Origin of the sequence: Streptomyces sp. NPDC020681 (genome assembly GCF_044334895.1) — a bacterium.
GTDB lineage: Bacteria > Actinomycetota > Actinomycetes > Streptomycetales > Streptomycetaceae > Streptomyces.
Genome location: NZ_JBIRTX010000033.1, coordinates 4,012 through 26,537 on the forward strand (window position 1 = coordinate 4,012; position 22,526 = coordinate 26,537).

General features: G+C 68.4%; 19 protein-coding genes, 1 pseudogene and 1 CRISPR repeat array. Of the genes and pseudogenes, 5 read left to right on the top strand and 15 right to left on the bottom strand.

Features of this window, described 5'->3' with window-relative positions; genetic code table 11:
* Window positions 1-126: 126 nt before the first annotated feature.
* From fxlM to ACH4YL_RS38160, 8 genes and pseudogenes are all read right to left on the bottom strand, one after another.
* Window positions 127-2,211 (bottom strand): methyltransferase, FxLD system, encoded by a 2,085-nt coding sequence (fxlM, locus tag ACH4YL_RS38125; protein ID WP_398512123.1) that lies wholly within the window; start codon window positions 2,209-2,211, stop codon window positions 127-129.
* A 23-nt stretch (window positions 2,212-2,234) separates the two neighbouring features.
* A complete protein-coding gene (locus ACH4YL_RS38130; RefSeq protein WP_398512124.1) occupies window positions 2,235-3,509 on the bottom strand; it encodes a lanthionine synthetase C family protein in 1,275 nt (424 codons plus the stop codon).
* Window positions 3,506-6,551 (bottom strand): annotated as a pseudogene (locus tag ACH4YL_RS38135) (lantibiotic dehydratase). The gene ACH4YL_RS38130 and the pseudogene ACH4YL_RS38135 overlap by 4 nt, the downstream one beginning before the upstream one ends.
* A gap of 90 nt (window positions 6,552-6,641) precedes the next feature.
* Window positions 6,642-6,821, bottom strand: coding sequence for an FxLD family lanthipeptide (locus ACH4YL_RS38140; protein WP_398512125.1), 180 nt, complete (start codon window positions 6,819-6,821; stop codon window positions 6,642-6,644).
* A 121-nt stretch (window positions 6,822-6,942) separates the two neighbouring features.
* Window positions 6,943-7,443 carry a hypothetical protein gene (locus tag ACH4YL_RS38145; RefSeq protein WP_398512126.1) on the bottom strand — a complete coding sequence of 167 codons (501 nt, stop codon included), beginning with the start codon at window positions 7,441-7,443 and terminating at the stop codon, window positions 6,943-6,945.
* Window positions 7,443-7,940 (bottom strand): ATP-binding protein, encoded by a 498-nt coding sequence (locus ACH4YL_RS38150; RefSeq protein WP_398512127.1) that lies wholly within the window; start codon window positions 7,938-7,940, stop codon window positions 7,443-7,445. Before ACH4YL_RS38150 ends, ACH4YL_RS38145 begins: the two co-directional genes overlap by 1 nt.
* A gap of 178 nt (window positions 7,941-8,118) precedes the next feature.
* Window positions 8,119-8,358, bottom strand: coding sequence for a hypothetical protein (locus ACH4YL_RS38155; protein ID WP_398512128.1), 240 nt, complete (start codon window positions 8,356-8,358; stop codon window positions 8,119-8,121).
* Between the two features lie 82 nt (window positions 8,359-8,440).
* Window positions 8,441-9,667: a helix-turn-helix domain-containing protein gene (locus ACH4YL_RS38160; RefSeq protein WP_398512129.1), complete on the bottom strand. Its 1,227-nt coding sequence runs from the start codon at window positions 9,665-9,667 to the stop codon at window positions 8,441-8,443.
* A gap of 185 nt (window positions 9,668-9,852) precedes the next feature.
* Between ACH4YL_RS38160 and ACH4YL_RS38165 the strand changes: the two genes are divergently transcribed.
* Entirely contained in the window at window positions 9,853-10,455 is a 603-nt protein-coding gene (locus tag ACH4YL_RS38165; protein WP_398512130.1) for an HAD family hydrolase, read from the top strand.
* Here the strand turns inward: ACH4YL_RS38165 and ACH4YL_RS38170 are convergent.
* The 7 genes from ACH4YL_RS38170 to ACH4YL_RS38200 all read right to left on the bottom strand — a co-directional run bounded on the left by ACH4YL_RS38170 (window position 10,440) and on the right by ACH4YL_RS38200 (window position 14,308).
* Window positions 10,440-10,877: a hypothetical protein gene (locus ACH4YL_RS38170; protein WP_398512131.1), complete on the bottom strand. Its 438-nt coding sequence runs from the start codon at window positions 10,875-10,877 to the stop codon at window positions 10,440-10,442. The two genes, ACH4YL_RS38165 and ACH4YL_RS38170, sit on opposite strands and share 16 nt — an antisense overlap.
* 12 nt (window positions 10,878-10,889) lie before the next feature.
* Entirely contained in the window at window positions 10,890-11,267 is a 378-nt protein-coding gene (locus ACH4YL_RS38175) for a hypothetical protein (protein ID WP_398512132.1), read from the bottom strand.
* Window positions 11,268-11,273: 6 nt separating this feature from the next.
* Window positions 11,274-11,600, bottom strand: a complete 327-nt coding sequence (locus ACH4YL_RS38180; RefSeq protein ID WP_398512133.1) for a hypothetical protein — start codon at window positions 11,598-11,600, stop codon at window positions 11,274-11,276.
* Window positions 11,601-11,672: 72 nt separating this feature from the next.
* The gene (locus tag ACH4YL_RS38185; RefSeq protein ID WP_398512134.1) at window positions 11,673-11,981 is read right to left on the bottom strand and encodes a hypothetical protein; all 309 of its coding nucleotides are present in this window, start codon (window positions 11,979-11,981) and stop codon (window positions 11,673-11,675) included.
* Window positions 11,981-13,036: a major capsid protein gene (locus tag ACH4YL_RS38190; RefSeq protein WP_398512135.1), complete on the bottom strand. Its 1,056-nt coding sequence runs from the start codon at window positions 13,034-13,036 to the stop codon at window positions 11,981-11,983. Before ACH4YL_RS38190 ends, ACH4YL_RS38185 begins: the two co-directional genes overlap by 1 nt.
* A 13-nt stretch (window positions 13,037-13,049) precedes the next feature.
* Window positions 13,050-13,466 carry a head decoration protein gene (locus ACH4YL_RS38195; protein WP_398512136.1) on the bottom strand — a complete coding sequence of 139 codons (417 nt, stop codon included), beginning with the start codon at window positions 13,464-13,466 and terminating at the stop codon, window positions 13,050-13,052.
* Window positions 13,467-13,621: 155 nt separating this feature from the next.
* Window positions 13,622-14,308, bottom strand: coding sequence for a hypothetical protein (locus ACH4YL_RS38200; RefSeq protein ID WP_398512137.1), 687 nt, complete (start codon window positions 14,306-14,308; stop codon window positions 13,622-13,624).
* Between the two features lie 172 nt (window positions 14,309-14,480).
* Window positions 14,481-15,912: a CRISPR direct-repeat array (repeat unit 28 nt; unit sequence GGAACACCCCCGCATCGGCGGGAAGGAC).
* Window positions 15,913-16,077: 165 nt separating this feature from the next.
* On the opposite strand from ACH4YL_RS38200, the gene cas3 reads away from it, so the two are divergent.
* The 4 genes from cas3 to cas7e all read left to right on the top strand — a co-directional run bounded on the left by cas3 (window position 16,078) and on the right by cas7e (window position 22,525).
* Complete coding sequence (cas3, locus tag ACH4YL_RS38205; protein WP_398512138.1) at window positions 16,078-18,912, top strand: CRISPR-associated helicase Cas3'; 2,835 nt, start codon at window positions 16,078-16,080, stop codon at window positions 18,910-18,912.
* A gap of 261 nt (window positions 18,913-19,173) precedes the next feature.
* Window positions 19,174-20,796, top strand: a complete 1,623-nt coding sequence (gene casA / locus ACH4YL_RS38210) for a type I-E CRISPR-associated protein Cse1/CasA (protein WP_398512139.1) — start codon at window positions 19,174-19,176, stop codon at window positions 20,794-20,796.
* A complete protein-coding gene (gene casB, locus ACH4YL_RS38215; protein ID WP_398512140.1) occupies window positions 20,793-21,401 on the top strand; it encodes a type I-E CRISPR-associated protein Cse2/CasB in 609 nt (202 codons plus the stop codon). Before casA ends, casB begins: the two co-directional genes overlap by 4 nt.
* Window positions 21,398-22,525, top strand: a complete 1,128-nt coding sequence (gene cas7e / locus ACH4YL_RS38220) for a type I-E CRISPR-associated protein Cas7/Cse4/CasC (RefSeq protein ID WP_398512141.1) — start codon at window positions 21,398-21,400, stop codon at window positions 22,523-22,525. Before casB ends, cas7e begins: the two co-directional genes overlap by 4 nt.
* Window position 22,526 lies beyond the last annotated feature (1 nt).

A 22,526-nucleotide genomic window follows, 5' to 3' on the forward strand; every position in this document is an offset into this window, starting at 1 on the left:
TTGATATGGGCCGGTGGGTTCCATTGTGCCCCCATGGGCCTAATGGGGGGCGTTTTTTGGGTAACGAACGGGGGTGCCCCGGGGGCCCCCCCTAGGGCCACCACCTGCTTCACATCTCTGCTGGCATCAGCGCCAGTCGACGATGATGCGGTTCAGCGGGGTATCGAGGGCAAAGAGGCTGGGGCGCTGCTCGATCGCAGGGGCGTCGAGGGGTCGGATCTCGAATGTCGCCTCACGACCGCGGTACTCGCGGTCCCACGTGCGAATGGCGTCCGCGACCTTCGCGGCGAGCTCGTCACTGCCGGGGCCATGACCGATGACGCCGAACTCCCAGAGCTTGCCGCCCTCCGCGGTCTTTTTCTCCGAGAGACGGCGGGCGAGGTAGGTGACGGCGCCCTTGTCGACGGCGGCAGTTGAGGAGGGATAGGGGTCTTCGGTGAGAACCGTGCCCTTGGCTTCCTTGGGGAAGAGCATCCTGATCAGGCCGGAAGGCAGACTGCAGGAGACAAACAGCTCCATCCACTCAGGGCTCTCCATGGCGCGGACCATCATGCCGGTCCACTCCTCGGTGCGCGGCTGCTCCAGCACTCCGGCCACGGCCTCGGCGTCGATTTGCTGCCCCGCGGGGGCCTGGAGCCGTACGGAGCCGTCCGTGCTGAGCGGGATGACGCGGCGGTCGTCGTCGGCGATGCCCCTTCGCAGCGGCATGAAGGTGTTCATCTTGCTGCTGACGCTCCTCCAGCGGCCGTCGCGCTGCTCGTAGGCGATGGAGCGGGACACGCTGCCCTTGAGGCGCTGGGGGACCACGAGTCGTCCGCCGGGGGCGAGTTGCTGCATCCAGCCGTGAGGGACACCGTGTGCGCCGACGGTGGCGATGATCCGGTGATACGGGGAGCCTTCGGCGTGGCCGACGGCCCCGTCACGGGTCAGGGCCTCCACGTTGGTGAACCCGGCGGCGGCGAGGTGCGCGCGGGCGCCTTCCACCAGGTCGTCGTCGACGTCGATCGTGGTGACGTGACCGGTCCCGCCGACCAGGTAGGCGAGCAGCGCAGCGTTGTAGCCGGTGCCGGCACCGAGTTCGAGAATGCGTTCACCGGGCTGGGCCTCCAATTGGTCCAGCATGAGGGCGACGACTCCGGGCTGGGAGGCGCAGGAGATCGACGTGCCGTCGGTGTCGTACTTGATGTTCACCGGCACGTTGGCGTAGGCGTCTTCGAGAGAAGCGTCGGGCAGGAACAGGTGGCGGGGCAATGTGCGCAGCGCGGTCTCGACAGCGGGAGTGCGGGCGTACCCGGATTCGCGGATCTTGTCGACTAGGCCGTTGCGGAGCCGTAAGGCCTCGGCCTGGGAGGTGGCGATCGTGTCGCTATTCACCGCCTTGACGCTAGTGGTTTCGGGCGTGCCCTCGGCGGACGACGCGGTGTTGTCACTCGATCCCATGACTGCCTCTCGTGCGGTGTTGAACAGGGCGCTTTGGTCGTCCGATGGGAGACCTGCGCGGTTGGCGTGGAAGATCACGTGGTGGGCGATGACGGCTCGCAGGCCGCGCGTGAGCCCGCCCGCGGCGACGAGGTAGGCGAGCGTCGTACCGGCCCGCTCGAAGGCGGCCACCCACTCGGTCTGCCCGTCGAGCGGCCCGTTCGGGCGGCACAGGCTGCGAGTGTCGACGGTCATCAACTTCTGCATCGCCCGGACCAAGGCGGCGGCCCGCTCGGGAGCGAGGGCATCGGTCGCCGGTCGGAGTGCGGCGGCCTTCGTCCACACGTCGCCCTGCTCGAACCAGTCCAGATTGGCGGCCCGCATCATGGCACTGATCAAAAGGACGGCAGTCTCCCGGCGGCCGCCCAGCCGCCCAGGGCCCGGCTGATAGGTGAGCAGGTGACGACTGTCCTCGTGGAATAGGTCGTGGGCGGCGTCCATGGCCTTCGTACCGCCGAAGGCAGTGGTCTCCGGCTCGTAGATGCCAGGAACCCACGACCGAACCGTGCCGTCTTCGACAAGATCGCTCAACAAGGACTCGACCAGCGGGGACGGTTCGGCGGCCCGGTACCGCAGCGGCCAGGGCTGCTTGTTCATGAACCACCAGCCGTTCAACTGCCCGTCTTCCTCGGCCGCGACCAGGGTGGGGCCGAGGCGTTCGGTGATGGCGCGCTTGCCGGACTCGCGGTCAGCGAAGGCGACGTTGTACTGGTGCCAACGGTCCAGGGGCATGACGGGGTCCTTCGGTCGGTGGGTCAGGCGATGAGCAGGCAGGCATCCCAGGCGGATAGGGGCGGGCTGGCGGTGGCAGGAGCCAGGAGCGCCAGAGCCATACCCGCCGCGCCGTTCAGGAAGCCCGGCCCCGCATCCTCGTCCTGCACGACTGCCGTGGCCACGTCTTCCGGGTCGGTGCCTGGCGGGCAGACCGTGGTCAGGAGGGAGGGGATGGCCGCACGGAGCTGGCCGGCGATCGAGGGGTGCGCGTCGTCGGCAGTCCGGGCCGCGACGTGGGCGAGACCGGTGTAGCCGTGGCACAGGCCGTTGTCCGTAGTGCCTTTGAGCTGCGCGGGGTCGGTGAGGGCAGCCACGAGCGCGTTCTCAGCTTCGACCTGACGGTCGATGTCGCCGAGGGCGATGGCTGCGAGTTGCTGGGCGCGGGCGAGGCCGACGGTGCCGTAGCACCATGACGGCCGCCGTGGCTCGGGTGGGGCGATGCGGCCGATGCGCAGCTCGTATCGCGTTACCCAGTACGGCCAGGCAAGGCCGCGGCCGGTCTCCTCCTGCCAGCGGTCCAGCCACGCCAGGATCACGCGGAGGGCCTCGCGGTGCCCGCCGACGGCAATGCCGTGCCGAGCGGCTAGGGCCAGCAGCGCGAGCACACCGCCGATGCCGTGCGCCATGCCGCTGTTGGCGTGCCCGCCCGGACAACGGTCGTCGGGGCGACCGGAGGGTCCGGTCGGCGTCCACCAGCCCGGCAGGGCCTCGCCTTCGTGGGCAGCCGGTTCGGTGAGGCGTACGCAGTAGTCGAGGATGGCGCGAACATCGGTGCCGGTCGGGTCGTGGCGCAGGAAGTAAGCGCCGTAGCCCGCCAGGCCCCGGATCGTGTCGAACTCGGCGAGTTCCGGCAGGTGCCCGGCGTCAATGCGGCGATGCGCAGCTGCGAGGCGGCGGCGCACGTCCGCGGCCATCTGCCGGTCCAGGGTGTCCCGGGCGCGCTGATAGGCGCCGGGCAGGTGGTCGGCGGCACAGCCCAAGGCGTGCGCGAGGGCGGGCAGCACCGTAGAAGGGTGGCTGTCGGGGCCGCTAGTAAACGGGTGCCCCGCGGCGGCGGCGAGCCAGTCATGGGCCCGCTGCCACGAGCACAGGTCGGCCGCGGCCCGCTCGATGTGCAGCAGCGCGATCCCCGTTGGCCCGTACGCGAGTTGCTGCCGGTGCGTGGTGGTCGTGCGAGGACTCACAGCGGCGGTGTCGGGGTCGGCTAGGAGGTCGGCGACGGCGTCCGCCACCTTGAGCGCGAGAGGGTGGGTCACCGTGTCCTCCGGGACATCCAGGCCAGAGCGGCGGCGCGCGTGAGGTAGAGGCAGACCTCTTCCTCGGGGAAGTCGACCGCGACGTGCCGTACGAAGTGGACGTGCAGCAGCGAGGAGAGAACGTCGTCCAGGCGGATGCCCTCGGTGTCCGGGCCGGGTAGGTGGGGTCGGTAGGCGGCGAGTGCCGCGTCGCGATCGGTCCACGCCTCCACGATGGTCTGTCCACCTGGCACGTCGCGCAGTGCCGCCCAGCCGTCGGATGGGTCGGCCAGCCGTACGGTCTCGGTGAACTGCGGACGCAGCACCGGCGCGGGCGCGGTGGGGGGAATGTGGTCGATCAGCCAGCGCATGCCCGCTTCGGTGCTGCCGAGGAACGCAGTTGCGGTGGCGATGGTGTGCGCGGCCACCAGCGCGCGCTGGTGCGGACGCTGGGGCTGGGAGAGCTGGGTGACGACGGCGCGCGAGTCCGCACGGAACACTTCCTCGGCGGCGTCCCAGGCGGCGCCGGATCCCCAACGGCCCATCTCGCGGTACGAGGTGGGAAAGCGCATATCCGACAGCAGTCCAGCGGTGCGCAGCTCGTCGGCCCAGGTGCTGATCGTGCGGGCGGTCTCTGCGAAGGCTTCGGGATCGGGCAGGGCGATGCGTACCCGCAGGTGCTGGTGGGGGTCGCGGAAGCGGATGAACCACCACGGCGGACCGCCGAGTCGATCCAGCAGGTCCGGCAAATACTGGGTGAGCAGGGTGTCCTGGCGGCGCAGGTCGCCGTACAAGGTGGCCAGCAGCAGGGGCGAATCACCGGGAGTCTGGATCTGCGCTGGGGAGAAGGTGCGGGCCGGCGCGGGGGTCGGTAGGGTCGGCCACGCTGGTGGCCGCGTCGCCTTGAGCGGTACGACGACCTCATGCGCGTGGCCGTCGCACCAGCCGTACGCGTCGGCTTCCGGGGCTTCGACGAGGACGGCCAAGCGGGCGCGGTTCAGGTGCTGGCGGAGCAGGGTTCGGGGTCCGGCCTGGTCGAGGTCGAGGAGCAGGCGACGATCGTCCTCGGCCAGGTAGACCCGCCGCGGCATCCGCCGCAGGCTCCGCCACTCGTCAAGAGCCGTCTCCCAGTCGGCCCGGGAGCAGTCGCGGCTCGGCAGCTCGGCCGCATCCAGCCGCCACCGTGCAGGAGCCAGCACCATGCGCCCGTAGCGCAGCCGGGGCAGGAACGGCATCGCGTTTGCGGCGCCCCAGTCGAACAACGTGACCTGCGCGCACTGAGCGCGGGACAGCTCGGTGAGGAACCGGACTAACGGCGGGGTGTGCTCCTTGAGGTTCAGCGCGTGCATCCCCACGGCCTCGATCCGGTGCCCGCGCTCGGGCGCAGCCAGATACATGCGGCGACCGTCGCATGCCACCGCCAGGTCGTCGGGTGTGAGCACGTCGCCGCCTGTGGCGCGGTGCTCTTGCACACTGATCACGGTGGTCAGAACCTGGGGAGCGCGAGTGACGTGGGCGCTCGTGGGCAGCAGCGGCGGGAAGGACAACTGGGCGGGGACGGTGCCGGCATCTGCGGCCGGCAGGTCGGCCAGCTCCACGGACAGATTCTCGCGGTCCTTGGGGTGCAGCACGCTGAGGAACCGGCCTGTGGTGACGCCGACGCCGCGGGACACGCTCACGACCTCCAGCCGGAACCGCCCGCGGTGCAGCTCCTCGGCGCTGGCGGCGTGCACCCGGACGCCAACCTCTAGGTGCGGCGGCACCCTTGGATGCTCGGGCCCCACGTCCATCGCGGCGATCAGCTCGTCGGTGAGGACTACCTCGTCGCGGCCGTCGAGGCCAGCGGCCTGCGCCAGCCGCACCAAGGTGTCGTCCCGCACGGAGAGACGTGGGCGACGCACGTCGGCCGGGGCGCCCGGATACCCGTCGGGGAAACCGGTGCCGCTGTCCGCGATGACTTCGTTGAGCGGCACCATCGTGCCGATGCCGTACCGCTCGTAGAACCGCCGCTGGTAAGCCTTCCATGCCGCAGCCCCGTACGGGAGGGCGCTGACCCGGGTGAGGACGTAGGCAGCGCGCTCGATCTCGTGGGCGACCTCCTCGGGCAGTTCGACCCGGGCATCCAGACGCAGGTCGAGAGCGAGGGGGTGGCGACGCAGCCCCGGGACCAGAGCCCGCATCCGCGAGGCGGCGCGGGTCCGGCCGCTGCGGGAGCCACAGCCGCGCAAGTCGACCTGCACAGCGCGAAGTTCACGGACCACATCGGCGAGCGGAGCAAAGGTGTCGGCGTCCACGGCGTCTAGCTGGCCCAGCAGGTATTCCAAGGCGTCTCTCTCGGTGCTCGGTGCGTGCAGACTGGTGATCAATATCTGGTGCCGGATCAACTCCTGCACGAGCCGTTGCGCCTTCCCCGACCCTGTCAGCGAGGACACCGGCGCGGATCGGTGCCCCGGTCGCATCCAGGACCACCCGCACCGGCTCGGTCAGACCAATGGATGTCTCGACCGCGCGCCTGCGGTCACTTTGGGTGTCGGACTTGTACGGCACGATGAGCCGATCACCGCGTCTCACGACCGTGTTGTTGACCGCCACTAGAAGGTGCTGCAGCAGTTCGGGGCACGACTCCAGTCGCTCGACAACCGACGTCAGCCATTCCGCGCTCGCCCGGCCGATGACCGCGTGATCCGAGCCCCATGTCGTACGCGCCCGTCGCCCGAGGGTGGCTAAGGCCACGCCGGCGAACAGGCCGAAGGGAGTGGCCCGATGCTCAGCGCGCAACAGGTAGCGGACCACAGAGGCGACTGCGCGGCGCACATGGCGCGCGTCCGGGGTGCCGGATGAGCACAAGGCCCGCACCTGGGAGGCGAGGTCAGGGCTGGCGTGCTCCAGGGCTTCGGCAACGTCGTCCTCGGCCCAAACCTCCCGTAACCATGCGAGCCGGGCGGCCGTGCCACGCGGGGACGGGTCATCGAGGTCAGGACACGGAACGACGGGAAGTTCCGGCCGAGCGACCGCACGGAGGAGAGCGGTCTTCCCGGCGCGGAACGCGGTGCTCGAAGCCATCACAAACAACCTCCGTGGTCCAGGCGGGCGGCCGGTGCCTTCGCCCTGTGAGTCGCGAAGACACCGGCCTGGAATGACGTGCGCCTTAGGTCAGGCCACGTTGGTGGTGCAGGCGCCGCAGGTCTCGCCGCAGCCGTCGTCCGTCAGGCTGATCAGACCGGCGACGTCGGCAACCTCGACCAGGGTGACGTCGAGATCGAAGCCATCCGATGCGGTCGTGCCCGCGCTCGCCGGGCTCGCCTTCGTGGTGTGCGTGATGCTAGGGCTCATGCGAACTCCCTTAATTCGTAGGAATGTTGGCGCTGATGGTCGGCCAAGCATCTTCGTCCGGAGCGTAGCCAGGCGACTACAGCCGTCGAAGATTCTTGGCCACCTGCCCGAGGTGCCATGCTCAGCTCCCGGACGGAGCCGAACCGCCTATCTCAGGCAGGGGATGAGCGCCGCCCGATGAGCCGGGCCCGAAGCGCCGGTTCGCCGAGCGGCCGTCTGTTTGGCCGCGGCCCGAGCCTGGACCGCTCTGGGCTACAACGTGCACGGCTTCCAGGGCATCCACGGACAGGCAAGGCGGCCGGTGCTGGCACATGCGATTCGTGTCGGGGGGCACTCCCCCGTTGGACTGCACTGCCATTCCGACGATCCGGCGAAACGCGCTGTGCAGACGAGGAGTGAGCTCCGTGATCTCGCTTGCTGTCAGGTCGGCATGCTCGCCGAGCACGGATTCGAGATCGTCGAAGACGCCATCCAGCAATGGAAGTTCCGCTGAGTCCTCAAGGGCGTACTCCCTGAGTCTGGCCAGCACCCGGGTGTGTGTGCCGACGTCGTCCGAGAACCGTCTGCCAGGCGAGGGGGCCGGATCGGCGGCCACTGGAGTCTCGATCACGGGGGCGGTCATCAGCCCCTCCTCGTCGCCACGGTGGGCGTCGTCAGGGTGCACCAGGTCCTCGTCTCGTCCTCGCTGACACCCCAAGAGGCCGCGATGGCGGCGACGAGGAGCATGCCGCGGCCGCTCTCCTCGGCAAGTCCCGCCTCTCGGATCCGCGGCCGACCGGCCGAGCCGTCGTCCACCTCCAGCACCACCACATCCGTGCCGACGATGAACCGGAACACGATTTGGTGCCCGGTGCCGTGCACCAGGGCGTTCGTGACGAGTTCGCTGATCAGAAGCTGTGCGTTGTCGACGAGGGCTGAGAGACCCCAGTGATTGAGCTTCGCGGTGCCGATCCGGCGCAGGCGTCCCACCCAGACGCCGGCGGACGCCGCCACGTCCGCACCCTCCGGCGGGGACGCGCGTTCGATGGTCACGGACAGGTCGTCGAGAACGGTGGGCACAGCCTCCGCCGCGCTACTGGTGCACAGCTCCGCAAGGCGTTCGGTGGAGCGCGTCGTCATTGCGGAGCGCCTCCCCCGGTGTCGTGCTCTGGTAACTCGGCGGGGATCACCCAGCCGAGCACCGGTCCGTGCCAGGACTTGTTCGGCATCGTGATCAGGTGAGGCGGCATCGGTGCGTTGGCTGCATCCGAGAGCGCGAGACGCCGGATGCGCTGAGCAGGGGTGCGCCGAGGCGGGGTCATGATGCCTCTCCCTCAACCTGCGGGTACAGCAGGCAGCCCAGTTCGCTGTGGAGGGATTCGGCTTCCTCCGCCGTCATGACGAGCGACACATCGGCGCGGTGGTCGGTGTCCTGGAACAGGGACAGCGGGAGTGCGACGCGGCCAGCATGGGTGAGGCGAACGTCCGTGTCGGGGGTGCGCTGAATCCGCCAGTTGGGTAAGGCGGTTGAAGCGTTCTCTACGTGACGTGTCGTCATGAGGCCTAAACGTAGAGAGACTTACGTGAGACAACCCTTCCAGGAAATCAGGGCTGCCTCACGGTAAGGGTCCATTCCGTCACTAAGCGGCAATGCCGATATGTTTGGCGACCTGTCGCAGGTCGTCACGGAATGTGGGCCTCTCGCGCTTCAACAGGTCAGTGACTGCCTCTCGGACGAGCGGGGAGAAGGTGATCTCCTCCGGCGACTGCTCAGTGAGCCTCTTCAGCATGTAGACGGTCGCGTAGTCGTCCCGCTGGATGCGGTTGCAGTTCATCAGCTCGATCAGGTACCTCGAACGACGCTCCAGCGGCATCGCGTCGGGGACATTGACGCTGTCCGCCAGGCGGAGCGCCTCGCTGGTGTCCCCTTCCTCCGCCGTGAGATGGACGCTGTGCATCGCGGTGTTGGTCGGTCCGAAACACGTGTGCCAGTCGTTTCGGTCCGCTCCGAGCCTCGCGGCGAGCCGCTCCGCACCACGGAACAGATCCCAAGCGACTGGACCCTGGTTGGCTCGAACCGCGGCCACGGCCGCCTGCAGGTGCAGTGCCCCGTACGCCGAAAGATGCCCCGGGCTCGCATCCTCGCCCGGCTTGCAATTGGCGATCGTCTGCCGGGCGAGTTCTACGCTGTCCTCCACGTCACCAGCGGAAGTCAGCACGCAGGAGAGATTCCACGCGGCGGCAGCCAGGAGCGCGGGGTCGCCGGCGTTGTCGGCGAGAGCCAGTCCGCGGTCGGCTGCGATGCGAGCCAGCGTTGGCTCGCCGACCCTGCGAAGCCAGATCTGGTGCAACCCGTACAGGCTGATGAGCTGGCGGAGCGCGGTCGACTCGTCATCTGAACCCTCCGCGTCGCGCAGAGCCGCATGACCCATGCGCAGCAGTTGAGGAAGGCTCTGCCCCACGACCGAATACCGGTCCTCCGCCTGTGTTTCGTACACCTGCCAGGCGCCAGTAATCGATTCGGTCAGGGCCTCGATGGAGACTGGACCCACGGACAGCGGCAGCATGGAGGACGGGAGGGACAGTGCACGGCGAATCTCGGGCACCTGCTCGTGCTCGAGGTCCGGTCCCAAGGCCGTGCCGGACAGATACCCACCGGTCAAGTCCGCGAGATCCTTGACGCGCAGAACCCGGGCAACCGTAATGAGCGTGGACAGCTTGTCGATGGGCAACTGGTCGTGCTCGACTTTGTAAGCCCAGTTCTCTTTATGGCCAGTGAGCTCGGCAAACGCCTTCTGGGACAACCCACGCTGCTCCCGGTAGTACCTGATGCGCTCGCCGATTGTGAACTGCTGTTGAAGCGGCACGGGTTGACCTCTCTGTGCACGCGGACAGGGCACTGTCATAGAGCGTATGCCTGCCGGTGGCCGCGAGGCGCAATACTGGAGTCCTCTCCTACGGGAGGGCACTCAGCGGTCCCCCGCCCCCTCGGCGGGGGACTGGCCCTGTATCCCCGCACGTCAAGCAAGGAGCCGTCTTGTCCTATCGCGGATTGATCCTCGACTTCGGCGGTGTACTCACCACCCGGATGAGGCTCAACGGACAAGCCTTCGAGAAGTCCGAAGGGCTCGAACCTGGCGCGTACTTCGCCGCGCTCAACGAGAACCCCGAGGGCGTACGCGTCTACGCTGACCTGGAAGTTGGCAGGGCGACTCAGGAGCAGTGGAACGAGGTCATCGGGAAGATCCTGGGCATCGACCCCACCGATCTGATGCGTCGCGCCCTCGCCAATCTGCGACCCGAGACTGTCATCGTCGACGCCGTCCAACGCGCCCGAGAAGCTGGTATCAAGGTCGCCATGCTGTCGAACAGCTTCGGCTTGGAGCCGTTCAACCCGTACGCGGAGCTGGGCATGCTTAATGGCTTCGACGCGGTGATCCTCTCCGAACTCGAGCAGGTCAGGAAACCGTCCCCAGTCATCTACCAGCGCACCCTGGACGCCCTGGGGCTGGCAGGACCCGAATGCGTCTTCGTCGACGACCATGCCCAGAATCTGCCGCCAGCGGAGGCCTTGGGAATCATGACGATCCACCACACTGATCCTGAAGACACCGCGCGCCAGCTCGACGCTCTGCTCGGTCAGCTCGCCGCATAGTCGCTGTTCCCTTCAGGTCTAGGGCCGAAGGCCCTGCGACACCGCGGGTGGCTGATCGGCCACTCCGCCGCATCTTCCACGCTGCGCAGTGTCCGGTTGGCCTTGTCCGGGTCCTGGTGCGAGGTCCAGCCGCAGTCGAAACCGTCGAAGACCTCGACCATCGTGACGCCAGCCTGGCGGGTCCGGTTGAGGGTTCCCGCGTTGTAGGCGACGGCCGACTTGCTGAGGGCGGCGGCCTCGGCCCAGGCTCGGACCGGCACCCGAGCACCGTTGCGGTAGATGACGTGGGTCAGCTTGTGGTTGGCGGCGAGTCTGTCCGCGAGGTTCTTCGCTGCCTGCTTCGCCGTCATGTTGCCCGCCGCAAGCAGCGGAACCTCTCGACGGGCGGCCTCGCGCGCCGCCCGGTAGAACTGGCTCGCCATCCGCTCGGCTTCCTAGGAGCGGCGCAGGAAGTCGGCGTAGGAGTCGGCCGCGAGCGACTCGAGGGCGTCCCGGTGGAACGTGGTCCATCTGAAGGTCACGCCCAGGGCATCGGCGGCCGCACGTGCGCCATCCTCGTACAGGCGAGGAAGCTGCCGCTGGACGAACTGCCGGGCCTCCCGGTCGACGCGCCCGCTGAAGGATCGGATCGCCTGTTTGAATTCTTCCAGTGTTGCCGCGGTGTGCGGCGTCCTCGGGTTGTCGGCGAACTGGGCAATCACGGCACGCTGTTTGTCAGCGAGGCGCTGCCACGCTTCCTCGAGTACCGTCGCGACCCGGCGCGCGACCTCGTCCGGGTCGCCGGGCACCAGCGGTGGCCATTCGTACGGCATGCCGGCCTACCGTGCGCGGCGGGCGGGAAGGAGCGGAGCAGTCACCAGGTCGACGCCCGCTTCGCCTGCTGCCGGGTCGTCCGGTGCGACCAGCTCGGCCAGTCCGGCGATCTGGCGTTCCAGGCCCGCGAGGTTGTTGCTCTGGTCAATGGTGACTACGCCGTCGACCGTCATGCGCAGCGGCTCGGCGAGGAGCTTGGCGCGGCGCTCGGCCAGAACCTCGGCGACAACGGCACGGCCTCGGGCGAGGCGAGCGTATCGGGAGACGAGTTCCTGTTCATCGGTCGTGGTGCCGAGCTGCGCCCGCAGCCAGGCCAGAAGGATCGGGTCCATCAGTACTCCCGCTGAATGGCCTCAGCCGCCCACGCCAGGTGTGGGCGTGGGCGGGCGAGTAGTCGTGTGCCCTTAGGAGCCGGCGGCGGCGGTCTTCCTGCGCCGCCTGGGCGCGGCTGGCTCCGGCTCCGGCTCCGGCTCCGGCTCCGGCTCCGGCTCCGGCTCCAAGGCAGTCTCCGGCGCCCCCAAACCGGTGAACCCGACCGCTGGCGGCTCCTCGTCCCCTACATCCGAGGCGTCCGGCAGTTCGCCGTCCTCCCAGGCATCAGGGTTGGTGATCTCGGCCGCCAGCTCCGGACCCGGCTCGTCTCCCGGCTGCAGGACGACCCACTCCCGCGTGACGGGATGCTGAAGATGAACGGCGGTGGCGAGGCGGGCCATCAGATCACCTTCGCCACAAGATGGGCGTCCGGCGTGTGCAGCACCGGCATGCCGACCGCCGCGCCCTTGGTCCAGATCTGCACCGGGTCATCCTGAGCACCGCGGGTGATGATGATCCCGGGACGGTCCTCCTTGGTGATTTCCGGGTTCGTGCCGCGCGAGAGAGCCAGACCCTCAGCGGTCACACCGAAGATGGTCTGTCCCCACTTCGTACGGTCCGGCGGCAGCATGATCCACCGGTCCTCCGGCAGCACCTTCGTCTGCACGCCGTCGACCCGCACCTGTCCCTTGTAGAAAGTGACCGGCGGCAGGCCGTAGTTGTCGCGCACCACGTTGATCTGCTGCGGGGTGAGCGTCGCGGTCGGCGTGTTCGACGGGTTCACACTGCCGTAGTAGGCCGCCCGGTAGGCGTTGTTGGCAGCCAGAAAGCTGAACGCCTTGCGGCTGGTCACCACCATGTCGGGTGCCGGAGCGCCCCGGTCATCGAGGTACTGAATCCACGCCAGCTCGTCCTTGATCGGGTCCGAGGTGGGGTCGGACCACAGCTTGGGCGCTGTCGGCATGTTGCCCGCTGGCACGCCCCAGTCGACTTCAATCGTCAGCCCATTCTCCGCGTTCAGGGAGAACTTGCCGTCGATGAGGACGTCGCCCCACGCAAGTTCGACGCGGGAACGGATGGCCTCGACGTGCCGCTCGGTGTCGTCGTACAGCAGCTCGACGAGCCGGTCCTCGTCCGCACCGCGGGATGCCTCCAGCAGGATCTGCTCCTGCTCGCCGACCAGCAACTTCTGGCCGAGCGGCGGAAGCATCCCCTCGCGGGTGGTCTGCCACGCCTCGCGGCTGGCGAACGGCACCGAGGCATCGAACGCCCGGTACTTGGCGACGTTGACGTACCGGCCGTTGTCCTTGACCCGCCACTTCACCTCGTCCTGCTCCAGCGTCGGGATGATCCCGCCGTCTCGGGTGAGCAGGTGGTCCTTCTGCGAAGGGATGGCGCGGGCGAAGGTCGTCAGGTCGCGGGCGGCAACGTTCTTGATCAAGTCCTGGATAGTCATCTCTGGCCGCCCCTCACACGAACCGGATCTGGGGGCCGGTCACCGACGGGGCGACCTTGGTGGTGTCGATGCCGCCGGGCACCTTCGCGGCGACAACAACGCCATGCCACAGCAGAGCTGCGGGTACCTTCGTCGCAGTCGGCGCGAACAGCGTCTCGGCGAAGACGAGACCGGCGAAGGTCTGTCGACCGTCGCTCGCGGCCGGGTCGAACGAGCCGTAGAGACCGGAAGCGGTGATCTTGCCGACCGGTACGCCGGACAGGACCCGGCTGTACGGCTGGGCGGTGTCCGTGGACGCCTGGGTGTGTCCGGCGTTGAGCTTGGAGACGTCGAGCGTGACGGTCTCGGTGGAGTCGGTGCCGTGCAGTGCCGCGAGCCAGGCCCGGTCAGCGGTGTACGACGTCGACGTGGTGATGGGCTGGAGTGTCACAGCCGTCCTCCCGTGGACGTGAAGCGAATCGGATTCGCGCACTCACCGAGCGGTGGTGCCGTCCACGGGGAGGTATGAGGGGCGTGGTCCCCATGTCCGGCAATCCCGCCGGTGGGGTCATGGCCTGCGCCATGACGTCGTTTGCAGCTAGTCGCTCAGTCGGTGACGAAGCCCCGTCTGCGGGCCATTTCCAAACCTGCCGCGCCGGGCTTCGGCGGAACCCCGGCTCGCGACGGCGGACCGCCGGCGGGAGACCCGCCCGGTGCGGGCGGGACTGACTCCCGGGTCTGCCCGAACAGCTCGGGCCTGCGCTCCTTCAACTGCCCCGCGGCGGTGGTGATTGCGTCCTCGTCAGCGCCGGGCTGTTCGGCCAGTGTGCGGTCGATGAGCAGCGACGCATCGTCGAGGTCATCACCGGATGCTCCGAGCCCGGCGAGCGCGGCGCGGCGGACGGCAGTGCGTTCACGGGCAGTGGCCTGAGCCTCGCGCTCCTCTGCTGCCCGAAGCTTGTCCTCGGCAGCCTGCTCCCGGCGCTCGACCTCCGAGAGTGCGGCCTGTTCGGCGTCGCGCTTGGTGGTGATGAACTCGATGAGCGCCTCGGAGTTGTCGAAGCCCAGGTCACCGAGGAGCTTCTTCACGGCAGCCCGGCCGCCCTGGGTCTTCTCTCGAGCCAGCAGCCGGGACAGGTCCTCCTGCGTGACGGTGCCGCTCGGGGAACCGCCGTCACTACCAGGGTGGTTTGATTCGTCTTCTGGCGAGGCACCGAGGATCGGGTAGATCGGACGCCCGTCACGGCGGTACCCGACAGGTGCGAACGGGTTGGGGAGCGAGGGGCGCGTCATGCGTGAACCATCCACAGGTCTCCAGCGCCCCCGCGCCGATGATCAGTGTAGCGACCCAGCCGGACCGGGTCGTTTCCTGTTCGGGCAGTTTCCGACCTCGCAGGCTTGAGCGCGAGCGCGCGCCAACTGGACGGCTAGTTAGGGCCCAGGCCGGTGCCCACGCCCTGGGCCAAGAAACACCCCCGCATCGGCGGGAAGGACGGTCGCGGACCGGCGTTCTTCGCCGTAGAAGTCGGAACACCCCCGCACCGGCGGGAAGGACGGAGCTCCTGTGCATATAGGGGCGGCTGTGAACGGAACACCCCCGCATCGGCGGGAAGGACATCTTCGCGGCGGTGACGGCGTCGTTCGCCAGCGGAACACCCCCGCATCTGCGGGAAGGACCGGATCAGTCGCTCGATCCGCTTGTCCCGCCGACGGAACACCCCCGCATCGGCGGCAAGGACGCCTTGTCCGGGTCGATCGTCTTCTGGGTGTTCGGAACACCCCCGCATCGGCAGGAAGGACTCGGCGAGGAGCAGGAGCCGTTCCGTCGCGGACGGAACACCCCCGCATCGACGGGAAGGCCCGTTGACGGTCACCGTGACGGAGGCGAGCGTCGGAACACCCCCGCATCGGCGGGAAGGACACCTGGGCTGCTGCCGCCACCAACTACGTCCACGGAACACCCCCGCATCGGCGGGGAGGACGCGACCAGCGCGTGGTCGGCGCTATCTGTCGACGGAACACCCCCGCATCGGCGAGAAGGACTCCCGCATATTCGCACACAGTCTTGGCGAAAACGGAACACCCCCGCATCCGCGGGGAGGACCCCTTCCGGATCCGCGCGGGCTTGGTGCCGGTCAGAACACCCCCGCATCGGCTGGAAGGACGGCGTCGCGGTAGGCATGGCTACGGCTGGTGCCGGAACACCCCCGCATCGGCGGGAAGGACTGCAAGCCCGAACTCGCCGTCGTGCGCGACACCGGAACACCCCTGCATCGGCGGGAAGGACCCGACGTCCTGCCTCTGGCTGGCCTGCAAAGCCGGAACACCCCCGCATCGGCGGGAAGGACCGCATCGGGGGCGGCTACTACGACACCGTCGTCGGAACACCCCCGCATCGGCGGGAAGGACGATTCCGGGGCGGGCTGCAGCGGCTGCGGGTTCGGAACACCCCCGCATCGGCGGGAAGGACCTGTTCTGCGTGAACGGCCTCGCCTGCGCCGTCGGAACACCCCCGCATCGGCGGGAAGGACCGGATCATGCGCAGCGTGCTTTGGCGGACTCGCGGAACACCCCCGCATCGGCGGGAAGGACGCTAATCCTCCGCGCCATGGGTCTGCACCACCTGGAACACCCCCGCATCGGCGGGAAGGACTCCAGGAGCGCCAGGAGCCGCCCGGCGTTGGGCGGAACACCCCCGCATCGGCGGGAAGGACCAGCGACGGCCGTGCCCGGGGAAGTCCACGGACGGAACACCCCCGCATCGGCGGGAAGGACCTAGAGACGGAGGGGCGGACGAATCCGATCGCCGGAACACCCCCGCATCGGCGGGAAGGACTTGTTCCCAGGCGCGGCGGGCGGGTGCGCTGGCGGAACACCCCCGCATCGGCGGGAAGGACCCTTCCTGACCTGCGCTTCAGTGTGCCCTTTGCGTGTTCTTGACCTTTGCGGGGACGCTGTCTCTGGCAGTCATGCCTCAACGCTACACAGCGTCTGGGGCGCCCGTTGTCAGTGGCGTCTGCTTGGATCCGGGGGCTGGTCCATGGCGAGGGAGGGCAAACGCCTTGAGTCGAGAGCGTGTCGACGACGTTGATGAGTCGTTATGGGGCAAGTCGCGAGGTCTGGATGTGCCGTATCCGCTGGTGCGGCATCTTCTCGATGCGGCCGCTGTGGCGCTGGTTCTTTGGGATAAGTACCTGTCGCGGAATCAGCGGCGGCGTATCGCTGAGGGGCTTGGTCTGTGCAGTGCCCACGAGGCTGCGCGAGCGGTGGTGGGCCTGTGTGCGGGGCTGCATGATCTCGGGAAGGTGTCGGGTTTTCAGCTCGCTGATGCCTTTGGGCGCACCCGGCTGAGTCAGGCGCTGATGTCCGATCTGGGGAAGATCGGGGTGGAGCCGCTTAGGCACGATGTGGCGGGCATGGAGGCGGCGCCGGTGGTGCTGGCTGCTCTGGGCTTTGATGACGACGGGTCGAAGCGTGGGGTGGTGTCTCGAGTGGCTCAGGTGATCGGCGGGCATCACGGCCGATTCTGTCGCCTAGACCGGATACGTGCGGACAACCCTGCTTATGGCGCCCTGTTGGGTGGTGAGTCGTGGGCGGGGCAGCGTCTGACCCACGCGCGCACCGTATTTGAGGCGCTTGGGCGTCCGCAGGCGCCTGAGGTGTTCGATGCACCGGCCGCCCTGTTGGTAACGGGTGTAGTGATTCTGGCGGACTGGCTAGTCAGCCAGGAGCATTTTCTTAGGCGTCGGCAGCAGCGGATGGCTGCGTCTTTGGTGGCGCACTTCGCGGAGTCGTTGGCGGAGGCAGCCGATTTGGTCGCGGAGGCAGGGCTGGATTCGGTGGTGCTGGAACGGCAGGGGTTCGCGGAGGCATACGGGATCTCGGTGCGTCCGAATGCGCTGCAGCGTTCGGTGATGGATGAGCTATCCACCGCTGTCGCGTCAGGGGGCGGTGGCGGCGGGATCTTGCTGGTGACGGCAGCGCCGGGTGACGGGAAGACCGAGACGGCGCTGGAGGCTGAGCGCGTGCTGTCGGCGGCCTGCGGGACGCGGGGTTTCGGTTTTCTGTTGCCGACGATGGCGACGAGTGATCAGATGCATGCTCGGGTGGCCAAGGCCCTCGTGCGGCAGGGCGGCGAGGGTGCCGGGCTGACGCTGACTCACAGTATGGCGTGGCTGAGCCGTGCTTATACGGATGAGGCGCTGGAGGCGGGGGCTGCGGTCTTGGTGTGCGATGAGGGGGCCAGGGCCGGGGAGTCTTCGTTGCGGCCGAAGCGGTGGCTTCGGGGGGCGAAGCGTCCGCTGCTGGCGCAGTTCGCGGTGGGTACGCTGGATCAGGCGCTGATGGGCGTGCTGCCAGTGCGGCACAATGCGTTGCGGCTGCTGGCGTTGTCGGGCAAGACGTTCATTGTGGACGAGGCGCACGCCTATGACCCGTATATGCAGGTGCTGCTGGGGCGGTTGCTGCATTGGCTGGGCGTTTTCGGGGCACCGGTGGTGTTGTTGTCCGCGACGCTGCCTGTGTCTGTGAGCAACCGGTTGATCAAGCAGTATCTGGCGGGTGTCGGCCATCGCCGCAACGATCTGCGGGAGAGGTCGTTCGAGGCTCCGTATCCCGGGTGGCTGTATGTCGATGCCACGAGCGCCAAGGTCTCACAGATCTCTGCCACGCGGCAGCGTGCGCAGGCCGGGGAGCGGCGCATGGAGTTGCGCGTGCAGGTGGAGCCCGTGGAACACAAACAGCCAGCAGCGGGGCGGGGGCGACTGGCGGTGCTGGAGCGGGTGTTGAAGCCGCTCGTGCAGGACCGGGGCTGCGCGCTGGTGGTGTGCAACACAGTCGGCGATGCGCAGGAGATCTTCGTGTGGTTGCGTGAGCGGCTGACGAAGCGGGGCTGGTCTGAGGGGGACATTCAGCTGCTGCATGCGCGCTTTCCGGGGGATGAGCGTGAGCGGCGGACGGGTGAGGTCACGGCGGGGATGGGGCGCGAGGGCCCGCGTCCTGAGCGGCGGATCACTGTGGCGACCCAGGTGGTGGAGCAGTCTCTCGATCTGGATGCTGACGTGGTGATCAGCGATCTGGCTCCGCTCGCGTTGCTGCTGCAGCGGGCGGGGCGGTGTTGGCGGCATGAGTCATGGTGGGCCGCGCATGGGCGTCCTGACGGGCGGGAGCGGCCGCGCTGGGCATCGGAGCCGAAGCTAGTGGTGCTGGATCCGATCGCGGCGAGCGGGGCGGTGCCGAGGCAGTGGGGCAGCGTGTATGCGGAGTTTCTGCTGCTGGAGACCTCGCACGTGCTGGCGGAGCGCGGGAGAGAACCGGTGGCGGTTCCTGGCGATGTGCAGGGGCTGGTGGAGGCGGTGCATGGGGATCGCGGCGACCGGTTCAGCTGGGAGGATCCGGCGAAGTCTGCGGCGTGGAGCGCGTATGCGGGCGAGAATCTGGCGCAGGAGAGTGTGGGGAATTCCCTGGTCATTCCGAGCCGACGCGGGGTGCGGGGGCTGGAGGACCTGCACCAGCTGCAGGGGGCCGAGGACGAGTGGGTGGCGGCGACGCGTCTGGGCTCTGACTCCGTGCGTCTGCTGTGTGTTTTCGAGCAGCCCGGCGGGCGGGTGACGCTGGACCGGGAGGGGCTGAATGTCCTCCCGCGCGCGGAGAAGGGCGGGCGGCTGGCAGCAGATGCGGTGCGTGCGGTGATGCGGCGCACGATTCCCGTTCGGGCCTCGTGGTTCAAGGACGTGGCGGGCGATGTGCACGCGCCGCCGGAGGACTGGATTGATCACCCTTTGCTGGGGGACCTGGTCGTGTTGCGGCAGCCGGTCCGTAAGGGGGCGGTGGTGCCCGTGCAGGTCGGCCGGTGGTTTCTGCGGCTGGATGAGGATCTCGGTCTGGTGCGAGGCTGACGGCGTGCGCACGTCGTGGTCACCCCCGCCTCGGCGGGGAGCGCGCTGCTGCCGTGGTTCACGGGTCCCCGTCCACGGGTTCACCCCCACGAGGGCGGGAATGCCGGTCGGGCCATTATCACATGAAGTGGGACTGTTGGGGGCAACTCACGGGTCCCCTTCCACCTTTGGAGAATTCGGGACGGTGCGGCGCCTGTGGCGCTTCACTGTCGGGTGCAGACGGGCGATGGTGCCTGTGGCTTGGCCGTTTGGGGGCAGCCGATGAACGAGGGCTTTGACTTGCGAGACCAGCCGTGGATCCCGGTGCGGTTAACCACCGGCGGAGCTGTGAGGCGGGTTGGGCTGCGCGAGCTATTCAAACAGGCCCATGAGATCGGGGACTTGGAGATACCTGTGCCGCCGGCAGCATCCGGACTGCTGCGGATCCTGGTCGCGATGGCGTCTCGCATCGCACAGGTCGACGGACAGCAGCTGGGCGACGCGGACGTGGCCGAAGACCTCGATGGCTGGTTCGAACTGCGGCAACAGATCCTGGAACAGGGACGATTCGACCCGGCGATGGTAGATACGTACCTGGACGTCCAGGTGCCGGCGGGTCATCTGGATCTGTTCGATGCGCGGCGGCCGTTTCTGCAGGATCCGCGACTGGACGCCGAATGCTTGGGCGCGAAAGGGGAGCCAAATCCGTCGGGGGTGAACAAGCTCGTCCTGGGGCGCCCGACCGGGGAGAACGGCGCAGTGCTATTCGGGCACTTCACAGACGGGGATCCAGTACCGGTCCCGGCGCAAGACGCCGTCCTGCATCTGATCGCGCAGCTGTACTACGGACCTGCCGGACAGTGCACGCCGCGGCGTATCACGAAAGTCAAACCCGGCAACGGCGACGCGGGGCCGCTGCGTAAAACGGTGTCGTTCCACCCGTGGGCGCCGCAACTGTTCACCACCCTGCTGCTTGGCGTGCCCCGGCCGCTCGATACAGACACCGAACTGACCGATCAATGCCCCTGGGAGACGCAGGCACTGCCCGATCCACTGCGGCCTCTTCCGCCCGTCACGTGGCCCGGGCGGGTGCTGACCGGGCGAGCCCGGCACGCTGTCCTCCTCGTCCCCTCCAACGACTTCACCACCGTCACTGACGCATACGTGACGTGGTCCACGCACGAGCCGGCTCCGTCCGCGCGGGATCCGTACGTCATTCTCGACATGCCGAAAGCAGGCGGCGAGCCCTACGCGCGCCCGGCCGACGGCCAGCGGGCGGTGTGGCGAGACGTCGACGCTCTGCTGCTCAGCGGCAACACCGCCACGCAGCGACCCTCCGTCTTCGACGACATCGCCGGCGAAGTGCCTCGCAGCGTCCTGAACGCGCTGAAAGTGCGGGCCTACGGATTCCACCAGGACGGCCAGCAGAAGGACACCAGCTGGTACGAGGCCACCACCCCGCCCGTGCTGCGCTGGCTTCAGGAGGCAGAGCCGGCCATGGCCCTGCATCTGGGCCGATGCCGGCAGGCCGCGGACGACATCGGAGACCGGCTGCACTTCGCCGCGCGGCTGGCATGGAAGCTCACCACCGATACCAACGCAGACCCCTCGGCCAAGGTGAAGCTCGATGCGAAGAAGCCCGGGCCGTGGGCCGCGGCCGCAGCCCGCGCCTACTGGCCGATGGCTGAACGGATCTTCTGGGACCTGGCCGTCCCCGAACGCTGCGACGAGCCTCCCCACCGGCTACTGGCCGACGCGGCACTGGAGGCACTCGACGCCGCCCTGGGCGCTGCACGGGCTGACCTGCGCACTGCCCGCGCCCGCAGCAGGGCCAGAGCAATCATCCACAGCACCGTGCCCGCCCAGAAGCAGACACCCGCCATCATCAGCGGAGGACTCTCATGACCGGACTGCCAACAGATCAACCGCAGGCAGCCGACCAACGCCGCTCCGAGGCCTACGTCACCTATGTCCTGAAGCTCTGCGACAACAAGAGGACACGCTCAGACCTCCGCAGCGGACTGGGCCGACCGGTCCAACGGTGCAACTACCTGCACCGCTACCTCGTGCCCTATCTGCCCGAGCAGCAGCACAGGGACACGCGGCGGGCCCACTACGCCATCGCCGCGCTGATCGCCGGCCGCCCCCGCGCCTCGCGCGACGCCGACGCCACCGCAGACCAGGCGCAGTCGCCGACATGGTGGAAGCGCCCGAACCTCGGGGCCAGTCTGGCGAACGCGGTACGCAAGGGCACGCTCAAGCCCGACTCCGCCGAAGGCGAGCTGCACCTGCTCACCCGGCAGAGCAGCGACGCCATCCACATCAGGCTCCCCGCCCTGACCCGGCACCTGCTCACCTCCGGCGTCCCCATCGACTGGGCCGTGCTGCTGGAGGACCTCACCTGGTGGAACCGCAACCAGGACCAGATCGCCACCCGCTGGCTCGAAGCCTATTTCCGTGTCCTGTCGACCCAAGACGCAACGACCAATCCGCAGGAGAACAACGCATGAGCTCCCTGTTCCTGGACATGAGCGCGATCCAGAGCATCCCCGCCGCCAACCTCAACCGCGACGACCTCGGCTCCCCCAAGACCGTGCGCTACGGCAACGTCCAGCGTGTACGGGTCTCCAGCCAGTCGTGGAAGCGGGTCATCCGCCAGGGCGTGGAACAGGAGCTCGGTGAGACCGCCGCCCGCACCCGCCTCGTCCCGGTCAAGGTCAAGGAAGCCCTGGAGAAGGCCGGGTGGCCAACCGAACTTGCAGCGTTCGCCGGAGCCAAGATCGCGGCGAGCGCCGGCAAGAAAGGGCTGAAGACCGAGCTGGCGGGTCACACGTCCGTCCTCCTGTTCCTGCCCGACACCGCGATCGATGAGCTTGTCGCGATCTGCACCGAGCACCGATCCGCCCTGGAGGAGGGGCTGGGGAAGAAAACCCCCGGCCAGTTGCTGCCGGTCGACGCCGTCACCGAGACGCTCAAGCGGCGCACCGCGTCCATCAGCCTGCTGGGCCGCATGCTCGCCGAACTCCCCGGTGCGAACGTCGACGGCGCCGCGCAGGTCGCTCATGCCTTCACCACCCACGCTTCCGAACCACAGCGCGACTATTTCACCGCCGTTGACGACTGGCTCGGCGAAGCGGAGACCGGCAGCGGGCACCTGGACACCAGCGAGTTCAGCGCCGGAGTGTTCTACCGCTTCGCCTCGGTCAACATCACCGACCTCCTCAACAACCTCGAGGACGACGACAAGACGGCACGGACTCTGCTCGGCGCCTTCGCCGACCAGTTCCTCATGTCCCTCCCGCAGGCCAAGAAGAACAGCACAGCCCCGCACACCATCCCCGACCTTGCCTACGCCGCAGTGCGCACCGGCAGGCCGATCTCACTGGCGGCGGCTTTCGAAGCACCCGTCACGGCCGGCCGCGACGGCGGCCACTCCGCCGCCTCCCGGCAGGCGATGGCCGCCTACGCCCGGAACATCAACCGGCTCACCGGCGACCGAAACCGGACCTTCCACGGCCAAGCCGGCATTGACGAAACCGCCCTCGACGGGCTGGGCTCCTCCTACGACTCCTTCCCTGCCCTCATTGACGCCGCTGTCGCGGCTGCCCTGCCCGCAGCCGGGGAGACGCGTTGAC